18 protein-coding genes are annotated in these 20,768 nt (G+C 41.0%); 7 read left to right on the top strand and 11 right to left on the bottom strand.

The window, feature by feature from the left end; translation table 11 throughout:
* Positions 1-184 precede the first annotated feature (184 nt).
* From ACWATR_RS14905 to ACWATR_RS14915, 3 genes are all read right to left on the bottom strand, one after another.
* A complete protein-coding gene (locus tag ACWATR_RS14905) occupies positions 185-2,500 on the bottom strand; it encodes a COG1470 family protein (RefSeq protein WP_460333613.1) in 2,316 nt (771 codons plus the stop codon).
* 13 nt (positions 2,501-2,513) lie between these two features.
* Positions 2,514-4,748 (bottom strand): hypothetical protein, encoded by a 2,235-nt coding sequence (locus ACWATR_RS14910; RefSeq protein ID WP_460333616.1) that lies wholly within the window; start codon positions 4,746-4,748, stop codon positions 2,514-2,516.
* 545 nt (positions 4,749-5,293) lie between these two features.
* A complete protein-coding gene (locus ACWATR_RS14915) occupies positions 5,294-7,369 on the bottom strand; it encodes a BamA/TamA family outer membrane protein (RefSeq protein WP_460333619.1) in 2,076 nt (691 codons plus the stop codon).
* A gap of 139 nt (positions 7,370-7,508) precedes the next feature.
* Between ACWATR_RS14915 and ACWATR_RS14920 the strand changes: the two genes are divergently transcribed.
* Entirely contained in the window at positions 7,509-8,867 is a 1,359-nt protein-coding gene (locus ACWATR_RS14920) for a lipid-A-disaccharide synthase-related protein (protein ID WP_460333622.1), read from the top strand.
* Positions 8,868-8,948: 81 nt separating this feature from the next.
* Here ACWATR_RS14920 and ACWATR_RS14925 read toward each other — a convergent pair whose 3' ends face one another.
* Positions 8,949-9,671 carry a response regulator transcription factor gene (locus ACWATR_RS14925; RefSeq protein ID WP_069068737.1) on the bottom strand — a complete coding sequence of 241 codons (723 nt, stop codon included), beginning with the start codon at positions 9,669-9,671 and terminating at the stop codon, positions 8,949-8,951.
* Between the two features lie 301 nt (positions 9,672-9,972).
* On the opposite strand from ACWATR_RS14925, the gene ACWATR_RS14930 reads away from it, so the two are divergent.
* The 4 genes from ACWATR_RS14930 (at position 9,973) to ACWATR_RS14945 (ending at position 13,692) form a co-directional block, all read left to right on the top strand.
* Positions 9,973-10,251 carry a hypothetical protein gene (locus tag ACWATR_RS14930; RefSeq protein WP_460333626.1) on the top strand — a complete coding sequence of 93 codons (279 nt, stop codon included), beginning with the start codon at positions 9,973-9,975 and terminating at the stop codon, positions 10,249-10,251.
* Between the two features lie 224 nt (positions 10,252-10,475).
* A complete protein-coding gene (locus tag ACWATR_RS14935) occupies positions 10,476-10,607 on the top strand; it encodes a hypothetical protein (protein ID WP_460333629.1) in 132 nt (43 codons plus the stop codon).
* A 588-nt stretch (positions 10,608-11,195) separates the two neighbouring features.
* Complete coding sequence (locus ACWATR_RS14940; protein WP_460333632.1) at positions 11,196-12,530, top strand: ATP-binding response regulator; 1,335 nt, start codon at positions 11,196-11,198, stop codon at positions 12,528-12,530.
* 37 nt (positions 12,531-12,567) lie between these two features.
* Positions 12,568-13,692: a hybrid sensor histidine kinase/response regulator gene (locus tag ACWATR_RS14945; RefSeq protein ID WP_460333635.1), complete on the top strand. Its 1,125-nt coding sequence runs from the start codon at positions 12,568-12,570 to the stop codon at positions 13,690-13,692.
* 38 nt (positions 13,693-13,730) lie between these two features.
* On the opposite strand, the gene ACWATR_RS14950 is transcribed toward ACWATR_RS14945, so the two are convergent.
* A complete protein-coding gene (locus ACWATR_RS14950) occupies positions 13,731-14,186 on the bottom strand; it encodes a response regulator (RefSeq protein WP_460333638.1) in 456 nt (151 codons plus the stop codon).
* Between the two features lie 686 nt (positions 14,187-14,872).
* Here ACWATR_RS14950 and ACWATR_RS14955 point away from each other — a divergent pair.
* Entirely contained in the window at positions 14,873-15,595 is a 723-nt protein-coding gene (locus ACWATR_RS14955; protein ID WP_460333641.1) for a class I SAM-dependent methyltransferase, read from the top strand.
* 8 nt (positions 15,596-15,603) lie between these two features.
* On the opposite strand, the gene ACWATR_RS14960 is transcribed toward ACWATR_RS14955, so the two are convergent.
* From ACWATR_RS14960 to ACWATR_RS14970, 3 genes are all read right to left on the bottom strand, one after another.
* Positions 15,604-16,161 carry a YidH family protein gene (locus ACWATR_RS14960; protein WP_460333644.1) on the bottom strand — a complete coding sequence of 186 codons (558 nt, stop codon included), beginning with the start codon at positions 16,159-16,161 and terminating at the stop codon, positions 15,604-15,606.
* 227 nt (positions 16,162-16,388) lie between these two features.
* Complete coding sequence (locus ACWATR_RS14965) at positions 16,389-17,045, bottom strand: hypothetical protein (RefSeq protein WP_460333647.1); 657 nt, start codon at positions 17,043-17,045, stop codon at positions 16,389-16,391.
* Positions 17,046-17,124: 79 nt separating this feature from the next.
* Complete coding sequence (locus ACWATR_RS14970; protein WP_460333650.1) at positions 17,125-17,835, bottom strand: cadmium resistance transporter; 711 nt, start codon at positions 17,833-17,835, stop codon at positions 17,125-17,127.
* 228 nt (positions 17,836-18,063) lie between these two features.
* Here ACWATR_RS14970 and ACWATR_RS14975 point away from each other — a divergent pair, with 228 nt between their 5' ends.
* Positions 18,064-19,050, top strand: a complete 987-nt coding sequence (locus tag ACWATR_RS14975) for a LysR substrate-binding domain-containing protein (RefSeq protein ID WP_460333653.1) — start codon at positions 18,064-18,066, stop codon at positions 19,048-19,050.
* Positions 19,051-19,262: 212 nt separating this feature from the next.
* Here ACWATR_RS14975 and ACWATR_RS14980 read toward each other — a convergent pair whose 3' ends face one another.
* The 3 genes from ACWATR_RS14980 to ACWATR_RS14990 all read right to left on the bottom strand — a co-directional run bounded on the left by ACWATR_RS14980 (position 19,263) and on the right by ACWATR_RS14990 (position 20,627).
* Positions 19,263-19,631, bottom strand: coding sequence for a pentapeptide repeat-containing protein (locus ACWATR_RS14980; RefSeq protein WP_069068727.1), 369 nt, complete (start codon positions 19,629-19,631; stop codon positions 19,263-19,265).
* Positions 19,621-19,935: a hypothetical protein gene (locus ACWATR_RS14985; RefSeq protein WP_460333657.1), complete on the bottom strand. Its 315-nt coding sequence runs from the start codon at positions 19,933-19,935 to the stop codon at positions 19,621-19,623. Before ACWATR_RS14985 ends, ACWATR_RS14980 begins: the two co-directional genes overlap by 11 nt.
* A 161-nt stretch (positions 19,936-20,096) precedes the next feature.
* The gene (locus tag ACWATR_RS14990; protein ID WP_460333660.1) at positions 20,097-20,627 is read right to left on the bottom strand and encodes a hypothetical protein; all 531 of its coding nucleotides are present in this window, start codon (positions 20,625-20,627) and stop codon (positions 20,097-20,099) included.
* Positions 20,628-20,768 lie beyond the last annotated feature (141 nt).

Below are 20,768 nucleotides of genomic sequence, written 5' to 3' on the forward strand. Positions count from 1 at the left end.
CTACGCGAACGAGAAGCCCCTTCGGGTCTACGTTCCTCAAGCCCAACTATGCCAGTTTTAGTTTTTAGGCTTAACTGAACGTATTGTGCTATAAACTATATGCGTTGCTTGTAGTTTGGTAGAGTCGATAGACGGTATTATCCGCCGCATCTCTCTGTATTTGCAAAATAGCTTTTGATAAGCCTTATCTCAGAGGTAAGGGAGTCTTAAATGGGTTATTACTAGGTGCAAGAGTAGGTGGAATTGGGTTAATACCAGGTATAGGGGTAGGATTAGGCTCTACTTTTTTGAGAACTGTGATTGCAAATCCTCTTTGCTGGGGTTGCTGCTTACCAGATATATCATTCACTAGCAGTCCGATTTGAGGCGGAAAGGCTTGATTGACTGGAAGCTTTATTGAGTCAACTGGTTTAACGTCATTGCCGTATGGCAGAAGTTTAACCTGAATATTTTCTCCTTCTACTCTCCAACTCAGAGTAGCAGATTCTCCTTCGTTGAGAACAACATTTGGTTGCTCACTACCGTTGATTCTGAAAGAGACAATCTTAAATGGTTTAGGTAATATTCCAATTTTTGATTCAGTCTTTTTAGAACTAATTTTATCACTCCCATTGTTGGGAAAAGCTTTGATTTCAAAGGCAAAGTTTCCGGCTTTATTTGCTGACAGAGGAATATTTGTACATCGCAGTTGTTGATTTTGTTGTGTACAGAGCTTTTGAAGTTTAGGCTCTGCAAGATTACCTTGATTAAATTTATAAGTAATTGGTTCACTATATAATGTACCATCATCTGCACTGCCAGCAATTTGAACTTGTGCCAACAATAATGGCCGGGCAATTATCCAACTTAAAAGAATATTTTGACCTTTTGTATACTGTGGCTTATCTGCTTGGAAACTAATTACTTCAGCAATTTGTTTTTCAGCTATTTCTACTTGGGTTGTTTGACTGGCTACTTGGTTATTGGGAGAAAATAACTGTATACCACTACGATAAAAGGCTTGTAACTCAAAAGTATAATTCCCTTTTGTTTTCACTCCAGTTTTAACGTTGCTACAAATTAATTCTTGTTTATCTTGCACCTGACAAGGAGGTATTTGATTAGCGCTTCCTTTGCCCAGTGTTTCAGGAATGCCATTGCTAAAGTCGTAGGTAATAGGCTGAATAGGTTGCGAACCTTTGGCTGTCAAAACCAACTTTTGCAACTGTTGATAATTGTGAATGTCCCACTTCAAAGCTACTTCATCCTCTTCCTCAGTAATTCGAGGATTATTAGCACTAAAGTTTTCTAATCTTAAAGGATCGGGGTTTAAAATTCGCCAAATGATAAATCCTATTCCTCCTAATAAACCCAAGACTGCTAAAATTAACAGAACAAATTGCCACCAAGGACGGGGTTTCCATACCAAAGTTCCTTGAGGCAATGTGTTAGGTAAGGGTAAATTTTGTGGGTCTTTGATGTCGAGTTGAAAGTTGACCACTAACCCTGCACCAAACCACGGTCGTCGCCACCAAGGTCTGGGTTTAACTGTCAAATTGGCCACTGCGCTTCTATTGGGTAATAATCTTACTTCAGTAGGGTCAAATTTATAAGTATATAGTTCTTCTTCATCCCGACTTTTTAAGCTTAATATCAGTTCGCGGACAATATTACCCCGGTTAGCTAGTGATAATTCGTACTTGCCAAGGCTACGGCTAACTTGTCCTAAGATAGTATGAAGTTCAATATCTAGGCGATAATTTGTTGGAATTTGGATGTATACCAAATCCAACAGCACTAAGTCTGGAGAGTTTTCTGAATACAAGCGGATTGTTGGAGAATAGCTTCCTGCAAGGGTATCCCCTGGTGGGTGAAATTTCAACAATATTTGACCTTGAGTACCAGGGTTGAGTTCTAGTGCGGTAACATCAGATATTAATCCGGGACCTTCAAATCCAGTTGTTGGATAATTTATTGTGAACCAGTCCTCGTCTAAATCTGGGCAACTCAAGCGGAACCTATCTACGAGATGAGAACGATTGTCTACTATTACCTCCACTTGTAGAGGCTCACCAGGATTGAAAATTAGTGGCTTGTTGGGGTTGGTGTTCGGTCTAATGGAAAATGTCGGGTCATTCACCCGAATTGCAGTCTGTTCTGCTAGCAGAACCTTAATTTGATTTGGGAAGGTTATGGGAGTATCTTGGGGATAATGTAGAGGAGAATCTACGACTAGTGTATAGTCATAGGTTCCGGGGAAAGCATTTGCGGTAATTTGAAACTCAAATTTTACTTCGTCGCTATTCTGTTGGGGAGCTAATGCTAAACTTTCTCTAGGAGAACTAGACCAACCAGTTAAATTTTGAAATACTTCGTCAAAAACAAAATATAAGTCAATAACTGCACTTTGATCTCCTTGATTGATCACAACAACATAGAGTTCAATGGTATCTCCTGGCATTCCAAATTGAATTCCAGGTGGGTTGATAATAACTTGCAGTGGATTGAATTTAGCTTGCATCTTATCGACTCCCTTATTTGATGCGGTGTAGTTTGACTTGAAAATCTTCACTACCACTCACAATCATGGTTCCTTGATTAGTTTTCAAGTCGATACTATTGATTTTTTTAGAGCTTTCGTAGATTTTTGTACCTTCTGCGGCCTTTGTTTTGTCGAGTTTATGTTCGGGGGTTAAGTACCAAACCATGACTCGTCCATCATCGCCACCACTTACTAAGAGACTACCATCATCACTAAATGCCAGACTACGCACAGATGTTTTTGATGCTGACCAACGGTCTAGTGGTGAGCAATTGAGTTCTTTTATTTGTTCGAGCGGATTTGGATTTTTGACAGTTTGGCACTGATTTAAATTCCAAATCGTAATGAATCCCGCAGAATCGGAGGTTGCGAGGATTTTTTCTACTGAGTTAGGAACAAAAGCCAATGCCCAAATATAGTCTTCACGTCCAACTAATGGGTCTAGTTTTTCTAGATTTTGCACTGATAAACCTGGGAATTGTTTATCAGACTGAGTTGGATTCCATTGCCATAAAATGAAACGCTTGAAGTTTCCGGCAATTACTAGAGTTTTTGCATCTGGACTGAGATTTAATGCCCGGACTTGGAAACCTGATAGTTTCAAGGTACTTTGGACATCGATAACTTGCGGTTCTGGCAGAAAATCGCTGTTAGGCGCTGGTCTTGACCACACTCTAACTTTACCACTGCCATAACCACTGAATAAGTTAAGTGAGTTTGAGGTGAAAGCTAGGTCAAAAACGCGATCGCCTTTTGCTTTAGAATCTTTAAGGTCTTGAAGTTGGCTAATCTTTGCACCTGATGGAACATCTCTGAGTTCAATTACACCATTATCTAGACCAACAGCAGCACGATCGTTTTGTAACGGCATGAAGCGTAAGACTTGTACTGCATCATCGGTAATCGCCATTAAACCCTTGGGCTGTTGCGGTTTATCACAGGCAACAGGCTGCCCAGGATATCTTACTGTATCATCGGGGTTTAAGCTATCAGTGCCAATTCTCCAAAGCCTTAAGGTGCAATCATCTGAGCCACTGACCACAGATAAACCAATGCCACTAAAACGGACTGAGTTTACAGAACGTGTATGCATTACATCTCTTGGTTGCAGTATTAATGCGAGGAGTGCGGCTAAAAGTGCGATCGCAGCTAACTGTAGCCATAAAGGTATAATTGGCAGAGTCTCTACTTCTAATGTCTGCGTGGCGGGGTCTGTACTCCCTAAACGTTGGTCGGATAATTCCGATTTAGCCTCCAGCAACAAAGTTTTACCGATTCCGACCCAAGGACGTTTTGTTTTAACATCAAGGATGATCTTACTTGTCTCTCCTAAATGAAGATTGGCAATTTCGGGAAGCTTTTTGAAACTACATTTTCGCCAGTCTCTACCTTGAACCTGGATATTAATTTGCTGATTTAGATTGCTAGCATTTTTAAATAGTAGTTCAAAGGCAGCTGTATCAGATTTCCAGTCAGGCAACCATGCCGATTTACTAGGAATTTTGAGGTGTTTTTCTGTGGTAGTAAAGTCTATAAAACCCACAGGTAAAACTTCAATCTTACCTTCAGCATTAGTTGGATAACCATTATTGCTAACAGCTTCAATAGTAAAAGGGTAATTTTGACTGGGCGCTTGGACTACAGAAGGAGGTTGGCATTGAAATGTCGCTTCTGCTAAACCACCTGGATCTAAGGATAATCGGCGTTCTGCACTGCCAGCTAGCCAAGATGGGTCAACACCTGTAAAACGTAGGACTACATCAGTCGGTTGTTGCCCCAAGTTCCGCACTCGTACTGGTATATCTACAGAATTGCGGGGATAAACTTGGAACTCTCGCACAGGCAATTCTACACTTAAATGTGTTGGTCTGTTGTCTCGCTCAATTTTCAGGCGGAGCACAAGTCTGCACTGTTGTGCTAACTGTGGTGAGAAAATATTCACCATCAGGTTGACAGTACCGACAAATCCGGGAATGGGTGTATTGAATACAAATACTTGGAAAATGGTACTACTGCCCGGTGGCTTGGCTGCTGCTACCTCTGGTTCGAGTCGATACCAGCGATATCCTGTGTTCCGGGTTTCTCCGGCGGCGGTAATTTCTATCTGAAAATTGACAAAGCGATCGCTATCATTATTGACAGTTACCTCAAATGAGACTGGGGTATCACCTGGACGAAAGGTTAGATTCTGAGTAGAAAGGCTGGCATTAATAACACTTTTTTCCATACTAGTATTTATAATATTTTTTTATATTTTGGATGATTATCACTCAATACCGTTCAGTTAAGGGTTATTGGTGTAGGTAATTGGTCTTTGAAGACGCGATAAATCGCCGTCTCTACAAGTGTTTTGGTCTTATCTGAACTGTATTGGATTATCACTATGAAAAAATTAATGTCTGTCAAAACTTGACAATAGTTTTTTTCCTTTGATTATTGAAATGTATATATTATTAAATATTGTGTAATAAATTTGTAAATTTATAAAAGTTATTTTCAGAAGCGATCGCTAATGAGAGGTATCTGACTTTTCACGGCATCTGGAAAACCTCACTTCTATTTCTCTCTCCTAAAAGGAGAGATACTTTGAATTTCCCCCTTCCCGATGCGGGAAGGGGGTTAGGGGGTTAGGTTAATCGTTGCCTTTTCCACATAACGTGAAAAGTCAGTGAGAGGTATGAGTGAAAAAGAATGTAGAGATATAGCATTGCTACGTCTCTACAAGGTTTTTGGATAATGTATATTTAACTTTCCGCAACGCTTTAACTCAGATTAAAATCGCTGACCAATACCTAGATGGACTTTGCTTTCACCCTGGTCATTAATGCCATAGTCAGCCCGAATTAAGCCTAGTGGTGAATCTAATCGCACTCCAGCCCCATAACCAAAACCATAACCTTGTTTATCTCGTACACCCGCAGGATCTCCCAATACAGTATCACCAGAACCTAAGTCTGAAGCGAAGTCGGCAAATAATACACCGCCGACGATTGGTAAGACAGGGAAGCGATATTCTGCGGAGGCTAACACATAACTGCGACCACTTCCAACTTCTCCAGAATCGTAGCCGCGCACTGAGTTAGAACCACCTAAGTTAAAGCTTTCGTAAGGTGGTAAATTACCAATGACAGTACCAGCTTGGACGTTCACCGCAAATACTTGTGGCTGTTGGCTTTTAAATAATTGAACTGGTAAATACTGGCTGTAATTAGCTTTGAGGCGATTTAGGGAAATATTACCTTCACCGATGGGTACAGATTGTTCTGTACTCAAACTCAAAATGGAACCTTGAGTTGGATTGAGGGGATTATTCCGTTGGTCTTTGGTGGCGGTGAAGGATACGGTAGTTAGGTCGTCAACACCAGTTCCACTGGCAGAAAGGGGATTGCCTTGAGCGTCATTTGGGGTAATATTACCTTGGCGATCGCGAATACTAGTTCGGGTATAGTTTAATCCTAGTGAGGTGTTCCAGTCATCAAGTGGTCGCTGTAAGCTGACACCACCACCAATTTGACCTTCTCGCACTTTGTCGCCATTAGCTAGGGTAATCTTGTCATCAAAGGTTTCCGAAAGTTCCTGATTCCGAAAACCATTCACAGTGTAACCCAAGCGATCGGGGTTAGTTGTTCTATAAGGACTGATAAATTTGCTATTAAACTGCAAGTCTCGGCTACTTACAGCCAGATTCACACCTAAAGTGTCATTAATCCCGCCGACATTCTGATCTTGATAGCTAATTGTGCCTACTAATCCCTGATCGGCATTGTAACTACCACCCAAGTTAACACCACGCGCCCCAGTTTCTTTGAGTTGGTAAACTAAATCAAGTTTGGTCGCATCTCCTTCTAAGGCAACATTCACGCTCTCAAATAAACCAGTACGATATAGCTGCTGGATGTCTTGTTTAACGACATTTTCTTGGAAGATTTGACCAGATTTCAACTTGAGTTGCTGTTGCAGGAAATCTGGTTTAGTACGTCCTGCGACGGGATTACCTTTGCTATCAACGGTTTTACCCTCATCGTTGATAAAGCGAAACTTGATATCACTCACTAAGCCTTCAGCAACATTCACAGTGAGAATGCCTTGAGAATTGGGTTTAATTGATAGCACCCGCGCTAAGTTATAACCATTGTCGGCGTACCACTTGTTAATTTGTGCTACTCCTTGCTGGAGTCCAGCCGGACTGATGGTGGTTCCAATCTGAGATTGCAACTGTTGTTGGGCTACTTGGTAGGTGAGAACTTTCGCACCAGATAATTGCAGCGATCGCACAATCACCGGCTGTACTTGATAAACTACATTCAATCCAGCTTGTGTGCTAAAGCTATTCACACTGACATTGCTAAATAAACCTGTATCTAAAATTGCTGTTACATCTTTTTGTAGCTGGCTTTGACTGGTTTCTCCACCAGCCTGAGTTTTAATTACTTTCCGAATAATATCTTGCAATTCTTGATTGGCTCCCACTACCTGTACATCTGTAGCTGTAACTACTAAATTGCTCTCAGTAGTAGGGTTTTTTGGGGATGGAGGGGAAAGAGAGGGAGTTGGAGAAAGTGTTACAGGAGAATTACCCTTGTTGGCTGAGTTTAAGACTACTGTGGAATTTTTGTTTGTACCTGTTTGTACGGTAACGGGATTTTGAGAAAATTGTTGTGCAACTATAGTTTCTGGAGAAGCAATTGTCTCTACCCGTGCGGGAGTATCTTCAATTATCGGCACCACCAAGTTACCCGCTTTTTCGTTTGGAGTAACGGTTTTAGCAGGTGCAGCCGTTGCTTGCTGAGTCACATTGGCAGCAGCTAAAGTAGCTAAAGTAAAAATAGCAGTAGCAGAAACTCGCATAATATTTAACCTAATTAACTGGGAGTTAGTTGTAGTGAGGCTGGCGAATAGGGATAATACTAACTTCCAGCTTCTTCGCCAATTTCCCTATTTATACCTCTTACCCAAACAGACAGTTAATTTTGATATTTTGTTTCTTATGAGTAATACTCGGTCATCCTTAGCTTCCAACTCTCAATCTGCAACTTCTCCTTTGCGGTTACTTGTATTAAGTAATGGTCATGGGGAAGATGTCATTGCAGTTCGGATTTTGCAAGAACTCCAACGACAACCAAACCCACCAGAGATATTTGCTTTACCTCTGGTGGGTGAAGGACGGGCTTACCAACAGTTGGATATCCCCCTCATTGGTTCAGTCCGTACTATGCCTTCTGGCGGCTTTATTTATATGGATGGACGCCAATTAGCGCGGGATGTACGCGGTGGTTTATTGCAACTTACCCTCAGCCAGATTAAAGCTGTGCGCCGTTGGGTGAGTTCTCAAAAAAAACTAGGCAATAAAAGAGCGATTTTAGCAGTGGGAGATATTCTCCCCCTGTTGTTTGCAACTTTCAGTGGTGCTAATTATGCTTTTGTAGGTACGGCGAAATCTGAATATCACGTGCGCGATGAAGCTGGATTATTACCAGGCAAATCCAAGCAGGCGCGTTGGGAAAACTTTTCTGGTTCAATTTACCATCCTTGGGAACGTTGGTTAATGAGTCGTCGTCGTTGTAAGGCGGTGTTCCCCAGAGATGCGCTGACGACGGAAACATTAAAACAATGGCCAATTCCAGCTTTTAATTTGGGCAATCCGATGATGGATAGTCTAGAACCTACGTTTTCACGCCAACAATTTTATAGTCAGGATAGCCAACAGCAAGAGACTGTTCGACCTTTAATGGTGACTCTGCTTCCTGGTTCCCGTCCGCCAGAGGCATACAACAACTGGGAAGTAATTATGATTGCCGTATCTGCGTTGATGGCAAGTTTCCAGGAGCGAGATTCGGTATTTTACACTTCTGGCAGAGTGGTGTTTTTAGGTGCGATCGCTCCAGGTTTAGACTCTAATATTTTATCCCAAAGTGTCCAATCCCAAGGCTGGCGACCGGAATCAGCATCTCCTATCCAAATTGCTGATCCAAATATCTTGACATTTAAACAAAGAAATGCATATCTACTGCTGACCCAACAAGCCTATAATGATTGCTTGCATTTGGGAGATATAGCGATCGCAATGGCAGGTACAGCTACAGAACAGTTTATCGGTTTAGGCAAACCTGCGATCGCAATTCCTGGTAATGGGCCTCAATATAACCCCGCCTTTGCTGAATCTCAAAGTCGTCTTTTAGGCTCATCTTTGATTTTAGTAGAGCAGCCAGCAGAGGTTGCCCAAATCGTACAGTCTCTCTTCAAAAATCCTGATATTTTGCAAATTATTGCTGAAAATGGTCTGCGGCGTATGGGTAAACCGGGAGCCGCACTACGCATTGCAGAATGTTTACAAGAACGATTTTGAATGGGAATTGGGAATTGGGAATTGGGCATTGGGCAGAGGGGAAATAAAATTCCTAACTCCTAACTCTTAACTTCTAACTCCTCACGCCACCAAACCAGAACGTAAGGCCCTCACAGCAGCTTGGGTACGGTCATCAGCACACAGTTTATTTAGAATATTGCGAACATGGGTCTTCACAGTACCAACTGTAATGTAGAGTTTCTCGGCAATTTGTCCATTGCTACACCCAGCTACAATCAACTCCAGGATTTCCAGTTCCCGTTGAGTCAGGGGGTATGTTTCTAAAACTTGCTCATACTCTGACGCCAGTGCCTCAATTTTTACAGTCTTTGGCTTATCAGAGCTTTGGCTTTCTCCAGGAATACCTTGGCGCATCTTCCGCAATACCACATTGGCTATTGCCGGATCAATCCAAGAATTTCCAGCGTAAGTTGCTTGGATTGCCTCCGTTAATTTACTGATGCTTGTTTCTTTCATGTAATAAGAATCAGCACCCGCCGCAAAAGCTGCAAGTACAGCATCTTCTGTATGATCCATTGTCAGGATCAGAATCTTCGTTGTTGTTTGCCCAGTTTCAGCCTGGTGACGTTTGAATTTTCGGGTGAGTTCGATGCCATCCATATCAGGCAAGCCGATATCTACCACAGCTACATCTGGCTTTGCCGTTTCTAAAAGTTTTAATCCTTGGGTAGCATTTGCTGCTTCGCCAATTACTTTCAATGCACTGTGAGACTGTAATGCCGCTCGTAGCCCCATTCGCGTTAAGTCATGATCTTCAATTAAAATAATACTAATTTCATTCATCGCTACATTCACTCTTACGCTGTTTGCATCTTTCAAAGTATTACCTTTTGTAAGCCCTATCTCTTAATTTTCCCAAACTAAAGATAGATGATATTTCAACCAGTCTGCATCCACCGATAGAAATAATAAATACCCGATTTTTTTATATTTCGATAGAGGACAAATCTAGCTGGAGATATATGGATAGTTGCACAAAAAGTATGAAATATTGAGACGAATGCCAAATTGCTCTCTCTTGCTTACAATTCAGCTTTGAGTTGCCATGTTCCATTCGTTAATTACTATTATTTTGTATGAAGCTTTGAAAAAAGCTTACGAAAATGGACAAATTACAAAGGTCGAAGTTGCTTTACGAGAAAGTGAAAGATGGTTTAGAGCGATTTTTAATCAAAAGAGGCAGAGGGCAGGAGGCAGGAAGCAGGAGGAAATACTGACTCAAGCGCTGAAGCCCTTGACCGTAAAGAACTTGGGTCTAAAAACCCGCCGTCTACACGGCGCTTACAATTGGGTGGGGTTCTCGCCCAATAAACATCTTGTAAAAGTAACTTTTGCAAGATGTTGGGGAAAGGTTAAAGGTTAAAGGGAAAGGGAAAATTCCATCCTTTCCCCTTTCCCCCTACCCCTTATCCCCAGAGGGGGCCCCACCTTCCCCTTTACCCACTTCTGCAAGAAGTCTAATTTTTGTAGGGAAGCTTGCTCAGGGATTAGGTCTTTTGTTGATTTTTCCACATAACTTAAAAAGTCAGGCTCGATGGTGGACAATCCCAAAAGGAATTCAAGCACAACTAGGAAGAGTAATCAGGCGTGCGTCAACCTCGTAGAAGTTTGGAAGCAGGTGGTATTTTTACTAGAATTCACAGTAAGTCTCAGTATTTTTCCAAACACCGAAAGTCTGCGATCGCTAAAAAAATACTGGCACATATCTGGCGATGTTAAGAAAATTGTCAAAGTTCTTAGGAGGTAGGATTACTTAAGATTCACAAATAGATATAGGTAGTACTTTCTTATTTATCTAATCTAATCAATCTAATGGGTAAAACTGTTCAAGCTTATGGTACACGATAATTGTATGCAACTCTCACCAATGGCTGACGACGGTCGCTTGTTCACTCATTTACAATTGTTTTAAGCTTAGTAAAGTATTTTATTTTACTTTATATCAAGCTCTGTCTGCTGTTTTCAGATCAATAGTTTTCAGTTTGTTAATTGCTAATTTTTTGAGAACCATTGGTCATTTGCTAGGAGTTTAATTCCTAGACTCTGGTAAATTAATCAGATTGAGGATACAACAGACTGAATTTGACCCAAGTAAATGCCCAAAGTGCATCTATCTAAAGCCTTTTACCTTTCAATACCTTTGTTGAGATAATGGCAAGGCTTAACAGATACTGGATATTATGCAAAATGTCTTAGTCAATCAAGTTACAGATTTTAGATGTCCGAAATCTTATATTCTTTAGTTGGATAATCTGAAAAGAGAAATGTTATACATCAACCTATGTTTGGCGGCAAAAATAAAAACCGATGGAAGAGACGCTGAAAATTTTGGTTGTAGACGATGACGAAGTAGACCGGATGACAGTTCGTTGTGCCCTGACTAAAGCAGGTGTTCAGATGGAACTGTCTGAAGTAGGCGATGGTAATGATGCGTTCTCCGCTTTAAGCACTACTGCCTATGATTGTGTTTTTCTCGACTATCGCTTACCAGACCAGGATGGACTAACCTTGATCCAACAGCTACGTTCTTCGGAAATTCAAGTTCCTTTAGTAGTCTTAACTGGTCAAGGAGATGAACAAATTGCTGTTCAATTAATCGAAGCTGGTGCTACAGACTATCTTTCTAAGTCTAGGATATCTCCAGAAGCCTTGGCACAGGTTTTGCGGAGTGCGATTCGGATTTATCGGGCTGAAATGCAGGCAGCTTTGGCAAACCAGCAACTCAGAGAAAGTCATGAACAACTCACTCGTAAGAATCAAGAGTTGGAGAGACAAAAGCAACAGATTCAAATGCAAAACTTCAAGCTATCGGAGGCATCACTGCTAAAATCACATTTTTTGGCAACTATGTCCCACGAACTCAGAACGCCAATGAATGCGATTATTGGTTTTTCGCAAATACTATTGCGTCCTAAGTTTGGTCAACTAACGCACCAGCAAGCAGATATGGTTGAGCGCATTTTGAATAATGGCAAGCATTTGCTGATGCTGCTGAATGAAGTTCTCGACTTTTCTAAGCTGGAGGTAGGACGATTAGATTTAAAGGCGGAAATATTTGACATATCAAAGGTAATAAATCTCGCTGTGGGTGAAATGCGTTCCCTATCTGATGCCAAAAATCTCTCATTGTTGGTTCAAATAGATTCGCAAAATCCTTTAGTATTTAATGATCCGGTTCGTGTCAAACAGATTTTAATTAACCTGCTCTCCAACGCCATTAAATTCACAGATTCTGGTGAGATTTGGGTTGAGGTTAAAGAACTGCCTGCAAATCGAGTATCAATTATTGTTCGAGATACAGGCATTGGCATAGCATCCAGGGATTTTAAACGTATTTTTGAAGCATTTCGGCAAGTCGATCAAACTATCACTCGTAAATATCCAGGCACAGGTCTGGGTTTAGCAATTGTAGATTCGCTGGTGCGAATGATGGGTGGGAAAATATTTCTTGAGAGCAAGTTGGGGATCGGCTCAACGTTTAAAATTGAATTGCCGCGTCAAATCACATTACCGACTGTAGGAGCCGATACTCCAACTTCACAATTAGATGGCGATGGTTTTTTTTGCTCTGCTAACAATCCGCATCAATCATCTTCTCAAACCAGGAAAGCACCAATAGGATATCCTAAATTTAAACTATAAATTACTTACCAAAAAAACTGATAAAAGTTGATAAATCATGTCTGTAGTTGAAAATAATAAAATTTATCGTATCCTCGCAGTTGACGACACTCGAGATAATCTTATTTTGGTTCAAACAATTTTAGAAAGTGAGGGATATGAAATTGATTTGGCTTCAGATGGAATAAAGGCTTTGCGGCAAATTGACCAATCTCCACCCGATCTGATTCTGTTAGATGTGATGATGCCGGGAATGGATGGTTATGAAGTCACCCGTAGAATTCGGAAGAACCCTGCAATCTCTTATATTCCAATTCTGTTAATTACTGCTTTTCACGAATCCAGCGTTGTCGAAGGTTTGGATGCTGGTGCTGACGATTTTATTCGGAAACCATTTGATACTGATGAACTACTGGCACGGGTGCGATCGCTATTGCGTCTCAAGCAAAGTCTAGACGAACAGCAAAAAATGGCCCGTCAGCGGGAAGACTTTGTTTCCCGTCTGACTCATGATTTGCGAACTCCTTTAGTAGCCGCCGATCGGATGTTGAGTTTGTTTGAAATGGAAACATTCTGCAAAATTTCGCCGGAAATGAAACAGGCGATCGCAGTTATGATTCGCAGCAACCAAAATTTAATGGAAATGGTGAACACCCTGTTAGAAGTCTATCGCTTTGAAGCAGGTAAAAAAACGTTGAATTGGGAGGTCTGCGATTTACGTGAGATATCTCAAGAAGTAGTAAGCGAGCTAATTCCTTTAACTAGTGAAAAAGGTTTGACTCTAAAAATAGACACCAGTAAATTAGATCCACGGAGTAAAAACACTGGTCTTATTATGGGCGATCGCTTGGAACTACGGCGAGTGCTAAACAACTTGATCGCAAATGCTATCAAATTTACAGATACAGGAGGCATAACAATCCGCATTTTTGAAACATCACCTCATCCAGGAAATCCAGATTCAGTGACAATTGAGATACAAGATACAGGATATGGAATTGCGCCTGAAGATCAGGCAACAATTTTCGAGCGATTTCGCCAAGGCAGAAATAAACGCTCAGGTAGTGGCTTAGGACTACATCTATCCCACCGAATTGTAGAAGGGCACGCAGGAACTATCCAGGTTACCTCTGAATTAGGTAAAGGTAGTTTATTTACTGTACAACTACCTAAGAACACTTAAGTTCTTGTCCTTCACCGTTATATCTCTTTGCTGGACTGTTAATCCTGACAAAGCTCAAAAGCGGAGTGAATACCCAATCTTTTCCCAAGTCCGCGGCTAATTGTAGCCTCTAAGTCCTCGATCATATAGGGTTTGCTGATGTAATCATTAAACCCCGCTTTCAGGATACGTTCTTGATCCTCCCTGCTAGCTAAAGCTGTGACTGCTACCACTGGAATTGTGCAAGTTAGGGGTTCTTGCTTCAGATGACGTACAACATCGATACCGCTAAGTCCTGGTAACAAAATATCCAACAAAATTAAGTCTGGTTGATACTCTTTAGCTACCAGAACTGTTGCAGAACAATCTGTTTGACAAATAAATCTACAACCCATTGACTCAAGGGCATAACTAATTAGAAGGAGACTATCATCATGGTCTTCCACTGCCAAAATCAAAGGCTGGTGAGAGTTTTGCTTCTTTTCATCACTCATGAATGAATTTGCCAAATACATCTCTTCTCCAGAAGATTTTATTAGGATTTATCGTCATTATTGGGAGATAAAGACGATCCTTCCTGCGAACAAAAGAATAGTGTTCAGTCGGGATTGGTGTGTGTGTTGCTTTTGCCTAGTTAATAACTCTTACCCACACAAAGGTTACTGAGGTAAGAAAACCTCAAGCTGACTGAGAGGTTTAGCAGATACTTTTCGATTATACGCAAAATTACAGAATATTTTCTTAATGAGTTCATCATAAGTTTATATAGAAATATCAGAAAATTATTTATAACAGTATCGCTTGACTTATGTGTGCTTTTAGATTTTAAAGATACTGAATAAATAAGTAATCTCAGTTATTAACTGTTAAATTCCCTACTGTAATTTGCGTACTGGATAGAATTTCAACATAATCTTGATTGGTGATACAGAAGCAATTGCAATTGCTTGCATTGGTTTTTACAAGTAAGCAAATCAGCAGATTAATTTTGATAGGTTCCTGAAAGGAATTGGCTAATTATTAGATACTGCTTTCTTGTTGACAATCATTATTTATCCAATACTGCCTACTACTTTATCATAATGTGATGTCTACGATGGGCTATGCCTATAGAGAAATTTATTGCTAGATTATTGATATTTATTTAGCGATCGCAAAGCGAATTTGACTACAATCCTTAGAAAGAGTAGCAAAAACCTAAATGTCTAAAAAGTCCGATTCTCAGTTCCAAAATCTCTTTAGTTCACCCAAATCAACCCAGTGGGACGAAAGATTAGCCCAAATAGCCTATCGCTTTAACCGAGAGTATCAAGGTGAAACATTTGAACTCCCAACAGAAGTCCAGGCGATGCCGATATTCCGTGAGTGGATTGCCGGGAGTTTCTCAGGGAGAATTGCTTCTCCTTTCTGGGAAATTGCTAAACCTCAAAAAAACCAGCACTGTATAGATATTGGCTGTGGTATAAGCTTCTTAATTTATCCTTGGCGGGATTGGCAAGCATTTTTTCATGGGCAAGAAATCAGTAATATAGCACGCGATACCCTTAATTCCCGTGGGCCGCAGTTGAATTCTAAGCTGTTCAAAGGTGTTGAGTTGGGGGCAGCCCATCAGCTAAACTATTCATCAGAGCAATTTGACTTAGCGATCGCAACTGGATTCAGCTGCTATTTTCCCCTAGAATACTGGAATGCTGTATTGGCAGAAGTCAAGCGGGTGTTAAAACCAGGTGGACATTTTGTGTTCGACATCCTCAATCCAGAACAGCCTTTAGCAGAAGATTGGGCAGTTCTGGAAACCTATTTAGGGGCCGAGGTGTTTTTAGAGCCTTTGGCTAAGTGGGAAAAAACAATTAAAGCGGCTGGTGCTAAAGTAGTAGCGCAAAAATCAGGGGAATTATTCGAGGTGTATAAGGTGCGATTTTAAAAATCTTCTTACTCAGGGATAAGTGGACTCATTGGATCTAAAGAAGTTGTAAAAACAAAATAGATTACCCCAGCGCCGAGAATCATCACAGCCAGACTGAACAACAACACCCAGCGGTCTGTTGGTTCATAAGTATCTTCTTCGATATCACGACGAACTGCAAAATAGTGTGAAGTTGAGAGCCACACTGTGATTAAACCCACCAGCGAGAAAACTAAACCTAATTTCCAGCCGTTGCCAGGACGTGGTATCAAAGGTACTTGGAAAGCACGCAAACGCACGATAACGACACCAAAACCTAAAAGAGCGATCCCTGTCCGCATCCAAGCGAGGTAGGTACGCTCATTTGCCAAGTGATCTCGGATTCGGGACGGATTCAGTCGTCCTGCCTTTTTTTTCTCTTTATCTTCTTCTGTAGGTTTCAATTTTAACTGCATCAATAACACCCTTATCCGCAAAGCGGCTCTGATCAAAAAAATGCGAAGGTAGTAGGAAATCTCTTTCCAGATGACTTGCACCCAGTGCAATAATTGCTCTACTGAAATATATCTATTGTGATTGTACATTTTTTCAAAATTTATTTTAATGCAGATATCTAAAGAAAACAAGCCTGATCGAATAATTCGTAATTCGTAATTGATGGTATAGAGTAACTGCAAGTAATAAAAAAAACAGCCGAGATCAGAGAGATTTTTCACCAGTACTTTTCCTGTTTTTGTCTCTGATTTTGGCTGTTACCCTATTTAAATTTATAACAATTATTCAAAAATAGAATATCAGTTCTATTTCAAGACTAATTGCTAGGCGCATTAGGAACTCGTGTATTTATGATATCCTTCGATATATCTGGGATAAACCAGTTAGATTCTTTGCTGTTAAGAACTTTCACAGTTGGAACATTCAATTCAATCGCAGCAGTATCTGGATTCGTCTTAATAACTAACTGAGTTCCATCAAGTATCTTGAGAGCAGCCGCTCCTGTCAATTCTTGACCTTGCCCATTCGGACTAGAAGTAAAATTTGCTACCTTGACATCATTTGGTAGATAAATGCCATCACAATCCCAGTTATTCTTAGTGGACTGACCATCAGCTAGAAAATACAGACCATTGTCGTATACGGCATCTTCATCGTCTTCATCATTTGGTTTTTTGCCATATACGGCTATGGTATTACCTGTTTGGTTGTTGCATTGACCCCAGTTGATTCCCGTCTCTAAAGCATACTTTTGTAGGGTTAATTCTTCGGTTCTCTTTTGAATTTCTTCTGGTGTCAGACCTTCAACTTGAGTTTGGGTATCTTTTTTCCGAGTCAGTTCATTAAGTGCTTTGGTGACTTCGATGTAATCAGGGTTTTTGCTAAATTTTGGTCTATCAGCAAAAGAAGGTTGAGCAAAGGCAAAACTGGTGACAATCATTAAGACAATGAGCAGATATTTCCAGAATTTCATGTTTTGATTCCTGTTGATAGATAAGATATTTTGCGGTTGGAAATTCATTTTGGTGAGTAAGTTCATGATGTACCTCTTTTTAGACAGTTAATTTTTCTTGTTCTTGACTTGACGGCTGAGTATTGGAACCTAAAATCAATGAGAATATATAACTAGAAACTACAGATAAAAGAGTCCAAGTAACATTTTCTGTGACAATAAACACGCCCAAACCAATTAAGATACAAGGCACAAAAGTATTGCCATTTTCAGTTAAAAAGTTTGCGATCGCAGGCAAGTAGGTTAATTTATAAGCGGTATAACACCATACGCCAACTAGCGTAAAAAATACACTTAGTATCACTAGCAGACTATCTAATTCTGAGTTGGCAAACAGAGGCACGTAGATGCTGATGTTATCACTACCATTGGCAAAGGCGATCGCAGCGACATTGCAAGTTTGCGGAGAGATAAAACTGGCAAGTATAGATGGACAAGACGGCTCGGTTTCTGCTTCGGCTTCCTCTAGTGAATCCTCTTCGCGTTTCAGTAAACTGCTTACACCAATGATTATTGGCATTAAACCAAGTAGTCTAATCCAGTCCTGGGGTATGATGAGTCCACCAAAGAAACCGGGAAGGCTAGCAATGATCAATGCAGCAAAACCGAGATACTGACCAGCAAGGATGTGACGACTGCGGAACGTTTTACTTATTTGTGAAAAAAGCAACGTCAAAATGACAATATCATCGATGTTGGTGGCAGTGAATGCCGTGATCCCTGTGGTAATTGCAGTTACGAAACCACTCATTTGTGGAAATCCTTATTTTGATGCTTGGTAATTGAGCGTGAGGCATTGGTCATTTACAAAGGACAAATGACCAATGACCAATGACCAATGACCAATGACAAATGACTAAGTAGAAAGCCTTGATTTATACTTTAGTCAAACTAACCGATAGAATCAAATGCTTTTATTTGTCAAAATGATAAATGGAAGTGATTAAAAATTTGACACCAAGTTGTAGGGATACCATAAATGGCAGGAATGACGCTTGAACAGCTAAAAATCTTTCTAGCTGTGGCGCACAATTTACACTTTACTCGTGCAGCAGAGGAGCTTTATATTACACAACCTGCCGTTAGTGCAGCGATCCACAACTTAGAGCAAGAATACGGAGTCAAACTATTTCATCGGATTGGTCGCCATATCGAGATTGCTGAAGCGGGTAAATTACTGCAAGTGGAAGCGCAGAAAATTCTTGATCAAGTTTCCTTAACTGAAAGGGGATTGCGAGAATTGAACAATCTGCAACGGGGTGAATTGAAATTAGGATCAAGCCTGACAATTGGTAACTACTGGCTACCAAGTAAGATTAGTGAGTTTAAGAGCCAATATCCTGGTATCCAGATTGACTGTACCCTTGCCAATGCAGAAACGATTTGTGTCGGTACAGCGATGGGACAGTTTGATTTAGGTTTGGTGGAAGGAGATGTAAAGCCAGCCCTTCAGAATACTTTAGACTATGAAATAGTGGGGAGCGATCGCTTGCAAATTGTGGTCGGTCAAAACCACCCTTGGTTTGAGTGGGGAGAAGTTGATTTAAGCCAACTAACTCAGACTCCCTGGGTGATGCGGGTGCGGGAATCTGGAACCCAGCAAAGATTTGAGGAAGCGTTGCAAAATTGGGGAATCAATCTCAGTGAACTGAATGTAATTTTAGTATTCACTAGTGGTGAGATGGCAAAAGCAGCGATTGAAAATGGCGTAGGTGCAACTGGAATTTCTGAGTTGATGGTAAAAAAAGAAATCCAGTTAGGGACTCTGCGGGCAATTCGAGTTATTGATAATAGAGAAAGCAACGGTGCGATGCCTAAGTTGGGCTACACCTACGCAGAAATAGTTAGACCTTTTTTCAAACTCAAGCATCGTCAGCGTTTTCAAACTGCTCTTTCCAAAGTCTTTGAACAAATGTTGGTATCGTCTATGTTAGATGGCTCAAATAAACATCTATCAATTATTTAAAGGGGATTGTGAATTGGGGACTAATCTGAATGGCACTAAGTTAAGATAAAGTCCTTTTCCTGACTGGTTCCCAGCCTCCAGGCTGGGAACCCATTCTGGAAGGCTCCGCCTCCAGGGGCTTAACCAGAGGCAGAGCCTCGCGGAATTCTTTCCCAGCCTGGAGGCTGGGAACAAGATGAAACTTTTTCCTATTCCCCAGTCCCCAGTCCCCTTCACACCTTTCGCATATTTCTACTAATGGGGTCAAAACCTCTAGAAAACCGCGTACTTTCATCGTAGTAAGCGCCAGTTAGATTCGCTCCATACAACTTGGCATAGTTGAGTTTAGCTCCCCGGAGATTTGCTTCATTCAGTTTGACACCGCTCAAATTAGCTCTGGTCAAGTTTGCTTTGGCTAAATTAGTTCCACTCAAATCTGCTCCCCAGAGTTTAGCTTTAGCTAGGTTAGCTCCACTCAAATCTGCTCCCCATAAATTAATTCCAGGCAAATAGGCTCCAATCAGCTTGTTACTACTCAAGTTGACAGCTGGAAAATATCTTTCCCCTGCGGCAAAACGCCTTTTTAATTCTTCAGCATTCATGCGTCGCGTTCACCTTCTTTAGCAATACAGAAGTTATTTGTTCCCATTCTTGGCTTAGTTCTCCTGGAAATTCTGGCTGACCACTGCGTAGATACCAGAAATGGGCATTGTTTAAATCGCCTTCTTTGCGGTGCAGGTAAGCATGAACCCAGGCACTATCGGCATCGTTGGCATTTGCAACTATTTCATGAGCTTTACTCCAATCACCTTTCTTGTCATACCACATTGCTTGCAGCCCTTTTGGCAATGTCTGAGGACATGGGCGCTGCTTTTCGATCAATCGTAGGAATTCCTCTGTATTCACGATCGCCACCCAACAAGAATCAAACTTCTATCTCTAAGATACTCCTCAGTTTCGGGGGATTGGGGAATGGGGAATGGGGAAAGGGGAATGGGGAAAAGTTTTCTTAATACTCAATACTCAGTACCCAGTACCCAGTCCCCAAGTCTCAATACCTTTCACATCTACTTAACTGGGATCATTTCAAACTCGAAAGTGCTGATCAAACGGTCATCAATATAGACTTCTATTCTATGCTTACCAACTGGATCGCCAGGAGTGATTGTCCAAAAATTCTCAATCACACCCTCTGGAGCCGACTGTGTGCGTCGCGTTACAGATGTCTTTCCGTCTGCTGACATTGAGAAATCTTCACCACTATCTGTACCCCAAGTTTCTGGAGGTTTTGGTAAACGCAAGACTTCGCGCCATTTCACTTCACCTTGGTAGTCTTTGAGTTTAATCCGCCACCCATAGGCATTTCCTTCTTGAAGTGGCACTCTTTTTGTCTGGAAAATGGTAACGTTTCCTTTAGAGTCAACTCTCTTCAGCCCAAACTCGATGTTACTGACAGTAATCTGTTTAGCATTCGTTGGTGTTGGAGACGATATAGCATTTTGTACCAAAACAGCAGCAGCGTTGATTGGCTCAGAACTTATGACTCCAGATATTAGCCAAAAAGAAGCTAGCACAGCAGTAGTAGTCCAAATTCTCATTAGTATGGTTTTCCTGTCAGACTTTTGGTACTTATTCAAGGAATCTGCCATGTTTTCCGGGTCAAGGTTAGCTATGGTTAGACAAAAACGAAATTGCTTTTGGGAATTTCACCGACCGACTGACCTGATACAAGATCCAAT

This window comes from Nostoc sp. UIC 10890 (assembly GCF_054786515.1).